This window comes from Paenibacillus sp. JGP012 (assembly GCF_014203995.1).
GTDB lineage: Bacteria > Bacillota > Bacilli > Paenibacillales > Paenibacillaceae > Paenibacillus > Paenibacillus silvae.
In genome coordinates, this window is record NZ_JACHKG010000009.1 from 147,637 (window position 1) to 163,097 (window position 15,461).

Genomic DNA, 15,461 nt, shown 5'->3' on the forward strand with positions numbered 1-15,461 from the left:
GAAATTCTGGTGATAAAGGCGAGCGCTTCGCTTCTTCAGGTTCTTTCGGTTTGCTCCGTCTGCGTGTTCACATATTAAACATCTCAAATACAAACAGCACGAGCAATGTTTTTTAGTAATACTAGTATTTAAGGTCAGTGTAGAGCGGGTATTGGTCAGTCAGGGCTGTTACTTCTGCGCGCGCCTGATCAAGTGTTGCTGTGTCTTTTGGATTTTTGAGCGTTTTGGCAATGATTTTACCGATGGCTACCATTGCTTTCTCGTCCATACCGCGTGATGTTGCCGCAGGTGTTCCGATACGGATACCGCTGGTGATGAACGGACTAGTCGGATCAAACGGAATCGCGTTTTTGTTCACGGTAATGCCGATGGAATCGAGCACATGCTCAGCTTCCTTACCCGTGATGTTCACGCTGCGTGTATCGATCAGCATCAAGTGGTTGTCTGTACCGCCGGATACGATGTTCAATCCTTCAGCGATCAATGTTTCAGCCAAAACTTGTGCGTTTTTCACCACGTTTTGAGCATACGTTTTAAACGAAGGCTGCAATGCTTCACCAAATGCTACAGCTTTCGAAGCGATCACGTGCATCAACGGTCCACCTTGGGAACCCGGGAATACGGCTTTATCAATGGCAGCTGCCCAGGATTTGCGGCACAGGATCATACCGCCACGTGGTCCGCGCAGCGTTTTGTGTGTTGTTGTTGTTACAAAGTGTGCATGCGGCACCGGGTTAGGATGCAATCCAGCTGCAACGAGTCCTGCGATATGCGCCATATCAACCATGAACAGAGCGCCAACATCATTGGCGATGGAAGCCAGCTTTTCAAAATCAATGGTACGTGGATATGCACTTGCACCCGCTACGATCAGACGAGGGCGGTGTTTGAAAGCTGCTTTGCGAACTTCATCATAATCAATGAGGAATGTATCTTCCTGTACGCCGTATGCAACGAAGTTGTACAGCAAGCCGGAAGCGTTAACCGGACTACCATGCGTCAAGTGACCGCCATGCGCCAGGTTCATACCCAGTACCGTGTCACCAGGCTTCAATGCTGCCAGGTATACTGCCATGTTTGCTTGCGCGCCGGAATGCGGCTGCACGTTGGCATGCTCTGCACCGAACAGCTCTTTCGCACGGTCACGAGCGATATCTTCAACAACATCCACATGCTCGCAGCCGCCATAGTAACGTTTGCCAGGATAACCTTCAGCGTATTTGTTGGTCAGAACGGAGCCCAGTGCTTCAATTACCGCTTCACTTACGATGTTCTCGGATGCAATCAGCTCGATGTTGTTCTGTTGACGCTTCAATTCAAGATTCATCGCTTCCAGTACTGCAGGGTCATTCTTGCGCAATTGTTCCATGTTTAAATTCCTCCTAAATTATAATGAAGTTATAAAGCGAGCTTTCAGGTTACACGCCTGACTTCGATTGCATCACCATCTTACGATCACTGTTATCCCCGGATTTCTTTGAACCCCTTTTGACAAAGGGGAAATCCGGTGATAAACGTGAACGCCACGCTTCTCCAGATTGGTGTTGCACTCTCCGTTTACGTGTAAACATCATTTCGCTTTATACGTTAGTCACAAAAAGTAGCATCTGGCTGCTCTTCCATTCGGTATACCGCACGCTCTCCGCCAATCAGCTTCGGACGTGTAAGTGCTGTTGTGACACGCGCCTCACCGATGTATCGAAGTGTTGTACGGAAAGGAACAGCAACATGGCAAAGATGCATGCCAATCATCGTTTCCCCGATATCCAGACCCGCATGAGCCTGAATATGTTCAGCTAGACACGGTTCGGACAATGAACGATAGGCCGCAGAAGCCATCGATCCGCCAGCCTTAGGCACAGGTACAGCCCCGACCTCTGTTAGTCCAAGCCGGTTTAGCAGCGCACGTTCCATAACCAGTGCACGGTTCAGGTGTTCGCAGCACTGAAATACGGTGTCGAAACCAAACTCCGTCTGTACTTCGCGAATGCCTGCAAGCAGCTGCTGCGCGACATCCACTGCACCGCTGGTGCCGATGCGTTTGCCTGCTACTTCACTTGTGCTTGTGCCAATCACAACGATGTGACCCGAGCCAAGCTTCCCGGCAATTGCCAGTTCACGCAGGATCGATGCGGTTTGCTGCTGCAATCCGGGTTGTTCTGAATCCAATTCAATCGTCATCCCATCGCCTCCCGATAAAATCATGCCCGCTGCTGCATGGCATTTCAGGTTCTATTATAGCGAAAAATCAGATGAAAGACGAAAAAAAGAGCAGTCTGCGGGTAACGCAGAATTGCTCTTTTGCCCAGGCGACCGGCCGTTTGTTTCGGTGCTCCATTGTGGTTGTGCCCACTTCGTCGCCAGTTACACCGAATCCCTGTTTTCCCCTTCATCATAAATCAACGCCACTCTAAAATCAACGATTAATTTACATTCCATGTTCTGTTTCTCTATCGTTCCTCTGTCTGCCTGATTTATTCAAGCTTATCCAACAGCTTGGATAACGCTGTACGAATCTCTGCCGCCGTAATATTGTAATCGTCCCGACTGCCTCCAAACGGGTCCGAGATATCAAAGCTCGGGATGCGCTGCCGAATCTCGATGGCACGCTCCCGCTCGGATGCCAGAATCTCCTGGCCCAGTGCCCGCTTCATCTCCAATGTGGCAAACAGGCTGTCCAATTCTTCCAGGTCATGAAGCACCTGCTCGTCATTTTCGACATACTCCTTCAGCGTATAGGTCTTCTGAATGGAATCGGGAAACACCTGCATCACATGCTGCTTGTGACTCCGGGTTAATGTCAGCACAAGATCCGCCCACTCGATCAGCTCTGCACTGAGCTGGGTAGATTGCGACGGCCCCTCTGCCTGATGGTCTTTCAAAACTGCTTCAGCATGGCGGGATATCGGCATGCCTGTGGATGCCGCCACACCTGCGGAACGAACATTGACCTGAATGCCGCGTTCGGCCGCAAGTTTACGCAAAAGCCCTTCTGCCATGGGGCTGCGGCACGTGTTTCCTGTACATACAAACAAAATATGCTTCATTGTGATAGCCTCCCCATATGATCCAGATGTGATATGCCTATCTTATCGTTCAACTGTTTTATTTTTAAAATATAAACAAAAGTCCAAAGGCAAGCAAGATGGCCCCGCCTACAGCTTCACCGTAATCGCCCAGATTCTGCCTTACCCGGCGCCCCAGCAGCAAACCCATGATCGACATCAAGCCGCCGCAGAAGCCAAAGGCCAGAATGGTCAGGACCAGATCACTGCTAAACATACCCAGCGAGACACCAACGGAGAAGGAATCCACACTGACACTGAGCGAAAACAAAATAATACCCAGCATGGATCGATGATCCACCAGCTTGGTCTCCCCTTCGCGAAACGCATTCAGAATCATGTGACCGCCCAGCAGCACCAGCAGACCTCCTGCCGCGTAGTTCGTTATATCACCCAGCAAGGAGCTGACATACTTGCCCATGTACATGCCAGCCAGCGGCATGATGACATGAAACAGCGCGGTGACGGTACTGATCTTCAATACATCCCTCAGCCTTATGCCCTTCATGCCAATTCCGATGCCCAGCGAGAACGCATCCAGTCCAAGCGCAACCGCCATAATCAGAATGGTTACCAACTGCCCCACATGGGCAGACACATCCCACATTCTCATTCCCCCAAGTCGCATAAAGGTTCTTGTACACGATATGCGGACAAGGACCTAAACATGACCTTTGCGGGACTAACCCCTCCTACCAGAAAAATTATTTATCCCACTGTATAGGCAGTTTTTCATTGGTCTCTTCGAAATCTTCAAAATCGTTGGTTTGTTTTATATAGGCTTGTGAAGCCGAAGTAATATCAAAACCGTTAAATTGCTCAAAAGCCGCATGGTAACTGTTTATATTTTCAAAGGTATCTTCCAGGTTGTCACTCATCCAATAAAAATCGTTCAGACTTATGGCATGTGTTTTTTTAGCAATCTCCCATGAATCATACGTGGATAACCCAAGAGATTCTAATATTTGATTCGCCCCTTGACGTTCCTTTGGAAAAACACGATCACTCAGCCAAAGCCTAATATCTTCCTCATTTGGGGAGGTGTCTTTATTAATATAAAATTGGCCAGAGTTATTACGCTTTAGCTTATTACAACCCAAATGGATATCCTGCATCTCCTAATTTAGCAGCTTCAGCTGTCGGTGTGTATTTCTTTCCATCCATTGAAAATTCCCCGATGACCACTGTCTTGTATCTAAGAAAATAAACGTTGGACATGATTATACCTCCTGACAACAAACTGTTTAATGAAATCAGCGTGTTATGAATAATATAATAAAATATAAACACCCATGGCTAGTGCAAGTGCGCCACCCTCTACTTGGAGTGCTAACGATCAGGAAAAGCCTTATTTCGGCAAATTTTGGCTTTGGAAAATGCTAACGATTCCCAGAGACGCTATTCTGCTGAAATCAGCTTGATGAGGCTCATTTTTCAAGATGTTGAATGAAATAAGCTTCCTGGAGATCGTTAGATTTCAAATATCCCCGAATCGGGACAAATAAGCTCCCTGGGGATCGTTAGCTTTCCATCTTTTAATTGAGCAGCCAGGAGCGCCAGGGGTGAAGCGGCGACTCAATCCACTTGAATAAGTTGATTGCCCGCCGCCTTGAGCAGCCGATTCATGACGGCTGCTCCCAGCCCCTCGCGTGAGCAGGCTTCCGCCACAATATATGTGGCGCCCTGCTCATCGCAGCTGCGCAGCGCGGCGTACAGCCTGCGCGCAGCCTCCTGCAGCTCGCTGGCGCTGCCCAGCGAGAACACGGCATCGGCGCGGTACTGCTCCGCGTGCTCGGCGAATGCCAGCACCGCGGTGCGCTCTCCGCGCTGCGCCGCCTCTGCGAGGGCGGCGCGGGTCCAGGCCGCCACCGCTGCGGGCGGCCCCTCCACCACGCACAGCGCCCCTGCGGGTGCGTAGTGCGTGTACTTCATGCCCGGCGAGCGCGGCGCCGGGCTGGTGCTATCGCCAGCGGCCCCTTCGGCGAGAAGCGCCGGGTCCGTGGCGACACGGGCGGCCACGGCGGACAGCTGTTCCGCCGTGATGCCGCCAGGGCGCAGGATGGTGACGGTCCCGTCGTCACCGGCCTGCACCACAGTGGACTCGACGCCCACCCCGGTGGGGCCGCCGTCCACGATGCCGCCGATGCGGCCATCCAGATCCTCCCGCACATGTGCGGCGAGGGTCGGGCTGGGCCGCCCGGAGCGGTTGGCGCTTGGCGCAGCCACGGGGCAGGCCGCCGCCGCGATCAGTGGCAGAGCCACCGGGTGGTCCGGCATGCGCACGGCCACCGTATCCAGCCCGGCGGTCACCCGCGGGGATACCGCCCCCGGCCTAACCGGCAGCACCAGCGTCAGCGGACCCGGCCAGAAGGCCGCCATCAGCGCTTCCGCTGTCTCATTCACCTCCGTAACCAGTTCATGCAGCTGGTCACGGTGTGCGATATGCACGATCAGCGGATTGTCGGACGGCCGTCCTTTGGCGGCAAATACCGCCTCCACCGCTTCCGTGCTGCGCGCGTCTGCGCCGAGACCGTAGACCGTCTCGGTCGGGAAGGCTACCGTCTTGCCTTGACGAAGGCAGGCCGCGGCCGCCTGCAAGTCCACGAGCGCCGTCTCACGAGCGGCGCTCCCCTTTTTCACATCGGAAATCGGGGAATGCTCTTGTTCTTGTACTACGTCTTGCTCTATGTCTCGCGTTCTGTCTCCCTCGCCCTGCGAGCGCAACAACGCTCTGACATCCCAATAGGCCGTGCGTTGTTCACCCTCATTCCGTGCTGCCCCCACATGGCTATGTCTGTCCTCTAACGAGGTGCGTTGCAATTCACTATTCTCATGCTCTCGGTTCATCTATATCATCATCCCTAAACGTCAAGTAGGTTCATTTTCAGTACATATCATTATATCATATCTCCGGTACTTCAGGTTTGGCCTGGTCGTGATGTGCCTTTCCCAAACAAACATGAATCAAAAAAAGAAGCCCCCGCACACTGCTGCAAAGCTTCTCCCTTTATTCCGCCTAACACCCTATTTTACGTATACACTAAAGTATTTTATTTACCTTGTTATGAGAACAATCCTGCTACCCAATCCCACAATTTCACAGCCACATCCCAGAGGAAAAATCTCGCTTCAGGCGTTTCCCCCTGCACGGATGCCTTCACTTCTACCGAGTCCGCTGCTGCGGCAGAGACTGTGGACGGCTTTGCCAGCGCATCTCCTGTGCTTGCATCAATGAAACACAGCGGCGGGAACAATACACACCACCAGTTTTGCCCCTTGCCTTCTCCCAGCGTAATGCGCACGGCTTCATAATCTCCCGCAGGGTATACCATACCCCCATACAGCTTCGTTGGAAAAGGGACCGTGCCCAGCTCCACCTGATAATCATAGGTCAGGCCGCGTTGTTTCAATTCCTCTCCCACCCGATTCTCGATCTCGGACAGATGCTCGCGGATTACATCACGTGCCTGCTCCAGACTTTGCGGGTCCTCCAGCTCTCCAACCCATTCTCCCATCTGCGCAACGACAGCATCCCGAATCTCACGTTTCACAAGCTGGTCTCCTGCCGCATCGGAATTAGCCAGAATCCGCAAACGGATCGACTGCTCCGGAATCGCCGTAGCGGCTACAGCCGCATCTGTTTTCTGACCTTCCCACATCATAATGACCATCATAAGACATACAATAATAAGTCCAATTTGCTTCACAATTGGTCTGCTCATCCCGTTCTCCCCCTCGGCTCGGTATCCCATCACGGTGCCAACTCTCTCATGTCTATCAGTATGCCCGGTAGAGAAGGAAGTAAACCTGGTACACGCACAAATCTATTAAAATAATAGAAATACAAATCAGCCAGTGAAATACCTCAGCACTTCAAGTGACTCTGCCAAACAGAGAATCATGTTATAACCTATACAAGACGTTTTAAGCATTTAATCATTTGTACTCCATAGAAAAAGGGGCTGTCCGACCTATCCATAGGCGTGCCAACCATTTAAAAGTAGATTAAATGTATAATATAGTAATTAGATATAATTAAATGGTTTATTATGTTGATATAAGTAATAATATGTTGTATTATGTAAATATACTAATGTTTTGTCAATTTCTATACATATAAATTTAGTCCTACTTATCTGCATTATCCTATCTATGCTTACAAAAGTGTGGCGCCACACATTTAATATTTGTAAGAAATTAAAGACTGGAGAGTGTTTATTCTGAAAAAGAAATTTTCTTCTTTATTGTTGGCTATTATGATGTTTACAATGTTCTGTGTTCCCGCTTTCGCAAGTGAGACGACAGGTAATACAAACGATGAAGGTGCTTCTTTTGATTTAAGTACGAAAGTTGCTCAAGAAACCATCACAACAACTCCGGATGGAAATACTATTGTTTACGGAGTTGAGCCTGTCATTGATCCAGATGCTGTCCAACCTTTGGCAAGTGAGTATCCTAATGCAACTGGTCAATGGAAAGTCTACTTTTACTCTGGGGTATTGAACGGAGAATATTATATTGATATTAATAGCAACAGTAAAATTACTAGAGCCTATGATCAATGGCATTTATTCACAGGATATACGGTTGCCAATTCTGGACTTGAACATACTAGTACAACCGCTAGAGGATGGTGGGATTTGGAACTCCTAGGATCGAGTTGGTTGTCAGCGAGATGGGAATTAAGAGCTGAGATGAATGGTACAACTCTCAAAACTTGGGTGAACTAATCTATTAATTTTATTTTGTATGGTATAAAGGTGCTCTAGAGGATCTTTATACCATACATTTTTTTGTTTTATAGCTATATCTTACTTTAAATCCTCAATCTTCATTTTGTTCAATTCCTCTTGTTGCAAACTTTTCTTTTTTGAGGCTTTAACACCATATCTAATGAAATACTTTATTATCCATATCAATCCCCAAACCGTTAAAGGAACAGCAAGAATTAACATTAGAGTGACCATATTACTTCTCTCCTTTATTTCTGGACTTTTTAAATTCGCTCACAAGCAACTTCGCTGTTTCAAAGTCAATTTGATCGTTCAAAGCCATGCGTTTAATAAGAGAAATAAAGTTATCCTGATCATCATGATCATGGATATTTATTTTCTGAATTAGTCGATCTAACCGAAGACGGACTGTAGGATAAGACACTTCATAGATAGCTGCGATTTGTTTCAGTGACCCTGATTGCAGAATAAAGTTTTTTATAAATGTTACATCTTCATCATCAAGATTGAGCATCCATTCTGGAACACTTTTCATTGTCATAAAACAACCACCCACCCTAACAACTTTCATAATATTAATATATATTTAAATTTAATTAAAGTCAATATTTATTTTTAGTTTAAATAACTTTCAATACATAAAAAAAAAGCACGTCATCCAAAAAAAACGATGTGCTTTTTATAAAATCTTTCTCTACCATATGAACTTATATAAAATGAAGTTTGCCCACTAATCATCTTCTTCAATGCCTTGCCAACATCTTTTATCAATTCATAACTAGCCAATTCTAATCCCTCAAACATGAAACACAGCTACATTGTACTATTCTCCTTTTTCACAAGACTCCAGATTCGCTGCATCAGCGAGGGACCCTGTTCCTCCGGCAGCAGTTCATCCTCGTCCTCATCCCCATATAGCTTAATGCTCATGACTAATCCAATACAGGCCATATTAATCAGTAAAGACGTCCCCCCGTAACTGATAAAAGGCAAGGTAATGCCAGTAAGCGGCATCAGGCCAAGGAACGCACCTACATTCTCAAACACCTGATAGAGCAGCATGCCGATAATTCCCACAATGATTATGGGTCCCGCACGATCCTTGCACCCTAGCGCAATCAGCACCATCCGATGAATGAGGATAAAGTACAGCAGAATCAGCAGCGAAGCGCCTACAAAACCGAATTCTTCCGCAATCACCACAAAGATCGAATCTGAATAGGTATACGGCACACGCCCGCTTTGAACAGAGGTTCCTTCCAGAAAACCTTTGCCCGTGATCCCGCCTGATCCGATCGCAAGCCCTGCGTTTTTCGTATGCCACATCGCTTTGGCTGTCGCTTTTTCGGGAACAAGCCACGGATCAATGCGCTCGGCCCAGTGCTCTCTTTTTATTTTTTCCAAAAAGGTAAATACCTCATCATGGTAGAACGTATAGGATTTGATAAAACCGATTAAAATCGCACCTATTATCGTCACCCCGATGATCGCATGTTTTAGCTTGATGTTCCCGATCCACAGGACAGCCACCAGAATAACCACATACCCCAGTGCATTCCCCAGATCATTCTGTGCCATGACGAGCGCAAACGGAACAAACGTCCAGCACCCGATCGGCACCACATCTCGCCAAAACCCCAACTCCCCCCGCTTTCGCTTCACGATGAGGTGGGCGAGAAACAGAATTAGAATCATTTTGAACAGCTCGGCCGGTTGAAAAGAAATGCTCTCGCTGATCTTCAGCCAGCCATTTGCGTTATTCACCTTACTTCCCAGCACATTCGCAAGGATGAGGAAAAGGATGCCTATTCCGTACAGAGGCAAGGCATATTTCACGTACAGCTTGTAATTGACTAATCCGATGCCGATGACAGCGATAAATCCAGCGATATAGAAATATATAGTTTTCACATGATGGCTATCCAGCTTGGGATCAAAACGTGTTCCGCTGTATACCGCCAACACACTCATAATCATCAGCAACAACAGTACAAACAGAATGACACCATCCAGCTTTTTTACCGTTTTCCACATGATGCTTGAATATCCCCCTAATCTCACTTTTCATTTTCCAATATAGATCAATATTACCATTGTATCTAATTGAAAGCATGAATGGAAATCCGGGTAACGAGCGGGTGATGTGGATTAAACAAAAACAAAAAACCTTGGAGACTCTCTCCGGCAAAGGCCGGAAGGAGCGGTTCCAAGGTTACTATAGATTATTTAACGAACTATTTTCGAGTATGAGCTTGCAGACAAGCCTTACTGTGAATTCAAATGCCGAATACCGGCCTTCATATTCACTGTTCCGTCTGTTCTTGCTGAGCAGGCTTGCGTCTGAAGAGCTTCATTACAAGTTCCGTAATGCTCGGCTGCTCCGCCGATCCCAGAATATCCTCGTTCTCCTCCGTATGCACCTTGATGCTCATCGCAATACCCATGCTGATCATGTTAATCATGATCGAGGTCCCTCCCGAACTGATAAACGGCAGTGTGATACCTGTCAGCGGCATCAGACCGATGAATGGACCGATGTTTACGAAGATCTGATACAGCAGCATCGCAATGACCCCGACAATAAGATAAGGTCCCGCGCGATCCTTACACTCCAGCGCAATCAGAACCATCCTGTGAATCAGAATGAAGTACAGCAGCAGCAGCACCGAGGCACCGATAAAACCAAACTCTTCTCCAATCTGCACAAAGATCGAGTCCGCATAAGCAAGCGGTACACGGTTGGATTGAATCGTTGTGCCTTCCATGTAACCTTTACCTGTGATGCCACCCGAGCCAATTGCAAGCTTGGCATTATACGTCTGCCACAATACGTCTCTCGACGTCTGTTCAGGCACCAGCCATGGGTCAAAACGATCCGCCCAGTGCGAACGACCAATGTCCTTCAGAAATTTTACAATTTCATCATGATAGTGAATATACGCCTGAATCCCGCCGACAAAAGCCACGACCGCAATAATAAAGCCGATAAAAGCGTGCATAAACTTGATATTGCCAATCCACAACAGCCCGATGAGGATAATAACATAACTCAAGGCGTTCCCCAGGTCGTTTTGTAGCAGTACAAGCAGCAGCGGCGGCAGAACGCAAAGGGAGATCGGAATCACATCACGCCCAAAATACAGCGGCCGATTTTTCTTCCGCGCCAGTATAGCGGATAAAAAAACGATAAGGCACAGCTTGAATAACTCGGCAGGCTGCAAGCTTACACCCATGATGGATAGCCAGCCTTTGGCGCCATAATACTCTTTACCAAAAAACATGACAAAGACAAGCAGCAGCATGCCTACGCCGTAAATATACAAATAGTTTTTCAGAATAAACTTGTAGTTGATCATGGATAGTGCGAAAAACACGATAAAACCTAAAATATAATAAAGAACCGCACTTTGTGTAAGCCCCCCCAGCTTGGGACGGCCAAACGTTGTGCTATGAATGGACAAAATACTGATGACCATCAGGATCAAAAGTATAAAAACGATGGAGTAGTCGATCTTTTTGAATTTGTGCAGCATGTAATTATGTTCCCCCAAGCATTCAGAAAATCTTCGGCATACCCCATTGTAGAGGATTTCACGGCAAAAAGAAAACTTACGCGCCTTACATTTTTGTCATCTGTTCCGAAAGTCGAACACCCAGGACATGCCGCTCAATTCCGGCAAGATCGGGAACGATCATAATCTCCGGCCAGTGCCCCGCCGATTCCAGCAGCGCCGCTACGTCCCGAGCCTGCCCCATGCCCAGCTCGAAACCGATCACCTGCGGCGGCGCAGGCAGCAGCCGCAGCTGCTCCAGCATGATGCGGTACGGGGCCAGCCCGTCCGGACCGCCATCCAGTGCGAGGCGCGGCTCATGATCGCGCACCTCCTGCTGCAGCCCGGCGATATCGCCCGCCGGGATATAGGGCGGGTTGGACACCAGGATGTCCAACCGCTCCCCGGCGAACGGGGCCAGCAGATCGCCTTCGCGGAAGTCGATCTGTACCCCGTTCGCGGCCGCGTTGCGCGCGGCCACCTGCAGGGCATCCGCCGAGAGGTCACCGGCGGCCACCTGCCACTGCGGGCGAAGCGAAGCCATCGTTACCGCGATGGCGCCGCTGCCCGTGCCAATGTCGACGGCGCGCACCGCATCGCCGCCGCCGGCAAACACGCGGTCTGCTGCGCGCAGCACAGCCTCGACCAGCAGCTCGGTCTCCGGCCGCGGAATTAGCACGGCCGGTGTGACCTCGAACGGCAGCCCGTAAAATTCCTGGCTGCCGATAATGTACTGCGCCGGCTCACCCGCAGCCTTGCGCGTGACGGCGTCTTCCCAGCGGCTGCGCAGCTCGCTGGGGAACGGCTCCGGCTGCATCATGTAGTACCGGGCGCCATAGACGCCCAGTACATGCTCCAGCAGCAGCCGGGCATTGTTGTGCGGCTCGTACACGCCGCACTTCTCCAAAAAAGAGGAAGCCTCAACAAAGGCTTCCCGGCAACTCTGCTCCGGCGTCATCACAAACTGCGCGCGCGTCACAGATTATTCTCCTCTTTCCATCATTTCTGCCTGCTGTGCAATCGTCAGTGCAGACAGAATTTCTTCAATCTCCCCGTTCATCACCTGATCCAGCTTGTGCATGGTCAGACCGATGCGGTGATCGGTAACACGGCTTTGCGGGAAGTTGTACGTACGAATCCGCTCACTGCGATCCCCTGTGCCCACTTTGCTTTTACGTTCTACCGAGATTTTCGCTTCTTCTTCCATACGTTTCATATCAAAGATACGTGTGCGCAGCACTTGCAGCGCTTTTTCCTTGTTGGAGTTCTGCGATTTTCCATCCTGACATGTCGCTACGATACCTGTTGGCACGTGAGTTACCCGCACCGCAGATTTCGTAGTATTAACCGATTGTCCGCCTGCACCACTGGAGCAGAACGTATCTACACGAATGTCTTTATCATGAATTTCGATATCAAAATCTTCCGCTTCCGGCATAACCGCAACCGTGGAAGTTGACGTGTGAATCCGTCCGCCGGATTCCGTCGTTGGAATACGCTGCACACGGTGTGCACCGCTCTCGTATTTCATTTTGCTGTACGCGCCGCGGCCGTTGATCATGAACACAACCTCTTTGAACCCGCCGAGGTCGTTCGTATTCACATCCATCAGCTCAACCTTCCAGCCTTGTGCATCCGCATAACGTGTGTACATGCGGTACAAATCAGCCGCAAACAATGCCGCCTCATCTCCGCCAGCCGCACCGCGAATCTCCACAATGACGTTTTTGTCGTCATTCGGGTCCTTCGGCAGCATAAGCACACGGATCAGTTCATCCAGCTCTTTCTGGCGAGCAGACAGCTCTTCAATCTCCATTTTGACCATCTCGCGCATCTCGTCATCCAGCTTCTCATTTTGCATTTCCTTTGCCGCTTCCAGATCCTCGCTCACCTGTTTGTACTCATTGTACGCATCATAGGTCGGCTGAAGATCGGATTGCTCCTTGGAATACTCACGCAGCTTTTTGTTATCGCTCGCTACATCCGGGTCACACAAAAGCTCGCTCAGCTTGTCATAACGATCGGCTAACGCCTGCAATTTATCCAACATGTATAGTCACCTCACGTTTTATTTTGTCCTGCACATGTCGTCTTCCATAACGATTCCACATGCATTATTTGCTTTACCTATCTATAAATTCAAAATTCCACAAACCACAGGATTCTTCCTGAATCCTCTGACCGCAGCATGTCATTCAAATTCACACAGTTATATGATCGACGTATAACCTCGCTACAACGTCATCAAATCCTTTACTTGTAAAGTGATATAAAGAAATCGCCCCCTCCTGAACCCCCGTCTCATCTCATCGATTGGAACAGGACAGTCATCATGGGTATACGACTCTTAATTATAGCATATTCTTATGCTTCTGAACAGTAATGGTTCACAGGACCAGCAGTAAAGAATTCATCTGAAAACCTGTCCCGATATTTAGGATTACGTATAATTTCCACTCAATTACTGATAATACAAAGCAATACCATATCAAAGGAGAATTTTCATGTCCTTGAAACGACACTTTCGTTCAAAAAAAATACGAAAAATCAGCGAAATGAGTCTCTCAAAGGATGCTCAGGTGGAAAATCCATTACACCGCAGTTTACAGCAAAACCTTCAACAAATTATCAATGAATTCGGACATAGCTCAGATCTTAATGTACGTACGTTTCAAGTGCCTGGCGCAGCAGATTCCCCTGTCGCTGTTGTTTATATGGAAGGCATGACGGACACAGAAAAAATCAATGATTTTGTCACCCATTCCTTAATGTCCGTCAACGCATTAAACGATGCCCTGCCACCTGATCCAGATGCAGGAACCCTTTTTGATTTTCTTCAATCCAGAGCCTTAAGCACTGGAGATACACACATTCTGAACCAGTGGGACAACATGATAAACTCCATTTTGTCCGGGTCTTTAATCATTCTCATTGACGGTTCCACAACCTGTATCACTGTGAATCTTCAGAGTAGCAATGAACGCAGCATTATGCCGCCTGAGACAGAGATTAATATTCGAGGTCCAAAGGACAGCTTTACCGAATCCATCGGAACCAACATTTCACTGATTCGTCGTCGTCTCAAAAGCCCGAATCTATGGCTGGAATCTATGAACATTGGAGCTGTAACCAACACCCAGGTGGCCATGATGTACTTGCAAGATGTTGCCCCGCAACATCTTGTAGAGGAGTTAAAACAACGGTTAAAAGACATAAATATCGATGCGATCCTCGAATCTGGTTATATCGAAGATTTAGTTCAAGATGATGCCATCACCCCGTTCCCAACTGTATTCAATTCAGAACGTCCGGATGTTGTTGTTGGCAACCTGCTGGAAGGACGAATTGCCGTCCTCGTAGACGGCTCGCCAAACACGTTGATTCTGCCAACGACCTTCTCACAGTTTTTCAAGGCGGCAGAAGATTACTACCAACGATTTGATTTCACCATTTTAATGCGTATCATTCGTTATTTTAGCTTTTTCATCGTCATTCTTTTACCTTCCATCTACATTGCGGTTATGACGTACCACCATGAGATGATCCCAACACTACTGGTTATTAACCTGCTAGCCCAGCGAGAAGGCGTTCCGTTTCCGATCGTTATAGAAGCTTTGCTGATGGAGCTGGCCTTTGAAATCATGCGCGAGGCTGGCACACGTATGCCCCGGGCAGTGGGGCAAGCCGTTTCAATTGTTGGTGCCGTTGTTCTGGGACAAGCGGCGGTACAAGCTGGTATCGTTACGGCCATGATGGTCATCATTGTGTCCTTGACAGGCATTGCCAGCTTCACTTTGCCCGGTTATACGCTGACCAATGCTGCCAGATTAATTCGTTTTCCGCTTATTCTTGCTGCTTCCATACTCGGCTTTTACGGGATCATCATCGCCATGATTATGCTGATAGCTCACCTGGCCAGTTTGAAGTCTTTTGGTGTCCCGTATTTGTCACCGTTTTCGCCCTTTGACTTAGAAGGGCAGAAAGACACGATCTGGCGTTCTCCGATGAAGTCGGCTGCGACACGCTCTCACGTTAAGGGCAGGTCATTGCCATCCAATCCTCAAGTGAAGACGTCGTCAAAGTCCTCATATCAAAACGGAAGGAATGAATAA

16 protein-coding genes and 1 riboswitch are annotated in these 15,461 nt (G+C 48.6%); of the genes, 2 read left to right on the forward strand and 14 right to left on the reverse strand.

Translation table 11 applies throughout. The annotated features are described in order from the left end of the window. Nucleotides 1-121 precede the first annotated feature (121 nt). From HNR77_RS13695 to spoIIR, 8 genes are all read right to left on the reverse strand, one after another. A complete protein-coding gene (locus tag HNR77_RS13695) occupies nt 122-1,369 on the reverse strand; it encodes a serine hydroxymethyltransferase (protein WP_184185011.1) in 1,248 nt (415 codons plus the stop codon). Nucleotides 1,370-1,587: 218 nt separating this feature from the next. Further along, a complete protein-coding gene (locus tag HNR77_RS13700) occupies nt 1,588-2,181 on the reverse strand; it encodes a TIGR01440 family protein (RefSeq protein ID WP_184185013.1) in 594 nt (197 codons plus the stop codon). 115 nt (nt 2,182-2,296) lie between these two features. Beyond that, nucleotides 2,297-2,378, reverse strand: a riboswitch (ZMP/ZTP riboswitch). Nucleotides 2,379-2,474: 96 nt separating this feature from the next. After that, nucleotides 2,475-3,047: a low molecular weight protein arginine phosphatase gene (locus HNR77_RS13705; protein ID WP_184185016.1), complete on the reverse strand. Its 573-nt coding sequence runs from the start codon at nt 3,045-3,047 to the stop codon at nt 2,475-2,477. A gap of 64 nt (nt 3,048-3,111) precedes the next feature. Further along, the gene (locus HNR77_RS13710) at nt 3,112-3,672 is read right to left on the reverse strand and encodes a manganese efflux pump MntP (RefSeq protein ID WP_184185162.1); all 561 of its coding nucleotides are present in this window, start codon (nt 3,670-3,672) and stop codon (nt 3,112-3,114) included. A gap of 97 nt (nt 3,673-3,769) precedes the next feature. Continuing rightward, a complete protein-coding gene (locus HNR77_RS13715) occupies nt 3,770-4,180 on the reverse strand; it encodes a hypothetical protein (RefSeq protein ID WP_184185019.1) in 411 nt (136 codons plus the stop codon). Continuing rightward, entirely contained in the window at nt 4,155-4,283 is a 129-nt protein-coding gene (locus tag HNR77_RS30315) for a hypothetical protein (protein WP_260410562.1), read from the reverse strand. Before HNR77_RS30315 ends, HNR77_RS13715 begins: the two co-directional genes overlap by 26 nt. Nucleotides 4,284-4,640: 357 nt before the next feature. Further along, on the reverse strand, nt 4,641-5,912 hold the full coding sequence (locus HNR77_RS13720) for an L-threonylcarbamoyladenylate synthase (RefSeq protein ID WP_260410563.1): 1,272 nt from the start codon (nt 5,910-5,912) through the stop codon (nt 4,641-4,643). A gap of 215 nt (nt 5,913-6,127) precedes the next feature. After that, a complete protein-coding gene (spoIIR, locus tag HNR77_RS13725; protein WP_184185022.1) occupies nt 6,128-6,787 on the reverse strand; it encodes a stage II sporulation protein R in 660 nt (219 codons plus the stop codon). 537 nt (nt 6,788-7,324) lie between these two features. On the opposite strand from spoIIR, the gene HNR77_RS13730 reads away from it, so the two are divergent. Continuing rightward, nucleotides 7,325-7,795, forward strand: coding sequence for a DUF5626 family protein (locus tag HNR77_RS13730; RefSeq protein ID WP_221443832.1), 471 nt, complete (start codon nt 7,325-7,327; stop codon nt 7,793-7,795). An 81-nt stretch (nt 7,796-7,876) separates the two neighbouring features. Here the strand turns inward: HNR77_RS13730 and HNR77_RS13735 are convergent, their stop codons facing one another. From HNR77_RS13735 to prfA, 6 genes are all read right to left on the reverse strand, one after another. Then, a complete protein-coding gene (locus tag HNR77_RS13735) occupies nt 7,877-8,032 on the reverse strand; it encodes a hypothetical protein (RefSeq protein WP_184185028.1) in 156 nt (51 codons plus the stop codon). Nucleotide 8,033: 1 nt separating this feature from the next. After that, nucleotides 8,034-8,339: a DUF2089 family protein gene (locus HNR77_RS13740; RefSeq protein ID WP_184185031.1), complete on the reverse strand. Its 306-nt coding sequence runs from the start codon at nt 8,337-8,339 to the stop codon at nt 8,034-8,036. A gap of 272 nt (nt 8,340-8,611) precedes the next feature. After that, complete coding sequence (locus tag HNR77_RS13745) at nt 8,612-9,832, reverse strand: FtsW/RodA/SpoVE family cell cycle protein (protein ID WP_184185034.1); 1,221 nt, start codon at nt 9,830-9,832, stop codon at nt 8,612-8,614. A gap of 269 nt (nt 9,833-10,101) precedes the next feature. Then, entirely contained in the window at nt 10,102-11,331 is a 1,230-nt protein-coding gene (locus HNR77_RS13750) for an FtsW/RodA/SpoVE family cell cycle protein (protein ID WP_184185166.1), read from the reverse strand. Between the two features lie 85 nt (nt 11,332-11,416). Beyond that, complete coding sequence (gene prmC / locus HNR77_RS13755; RefSeq protein WP_184185169.1) at nt 11,417-12,307, reverse strand: peptide chain release factor N(5)-glutamine methyltransferase; 891 nt, start codon at nt 12,305-12,307, stop codon at nt 11,417-11,419. 24 nt (nt 12,308-12,331) lie between these two features. Beyond that, the gene (gene prfA / locus HNR77_RS13760; protein ID WP_111269058.1) at nt 12,332-13,399 is read right to left on the reverse strand and encodes a peptide chain release factor 1; all 1,068 of its coding nucleotides are present in this window, start codon (nt 13,397-13,399) and stop codon (nt 12,332-12,334) included. Between the two features lie 529 nt (nt 13,400-13,928). Between prfA and HNR77_RS13765 the strand changes: the two genes are divergently transcribed. Continuing rightward, on the forward strand, nt 13,929-15,461 hold the full coding sequence (locus HNR77_RS13765; RefSeq protein WP_184185037.1) for a spore germination protein: 1,533 nt from the start codon (nt 13,929-13,931) through the stop codon (nt 15,459-15,461).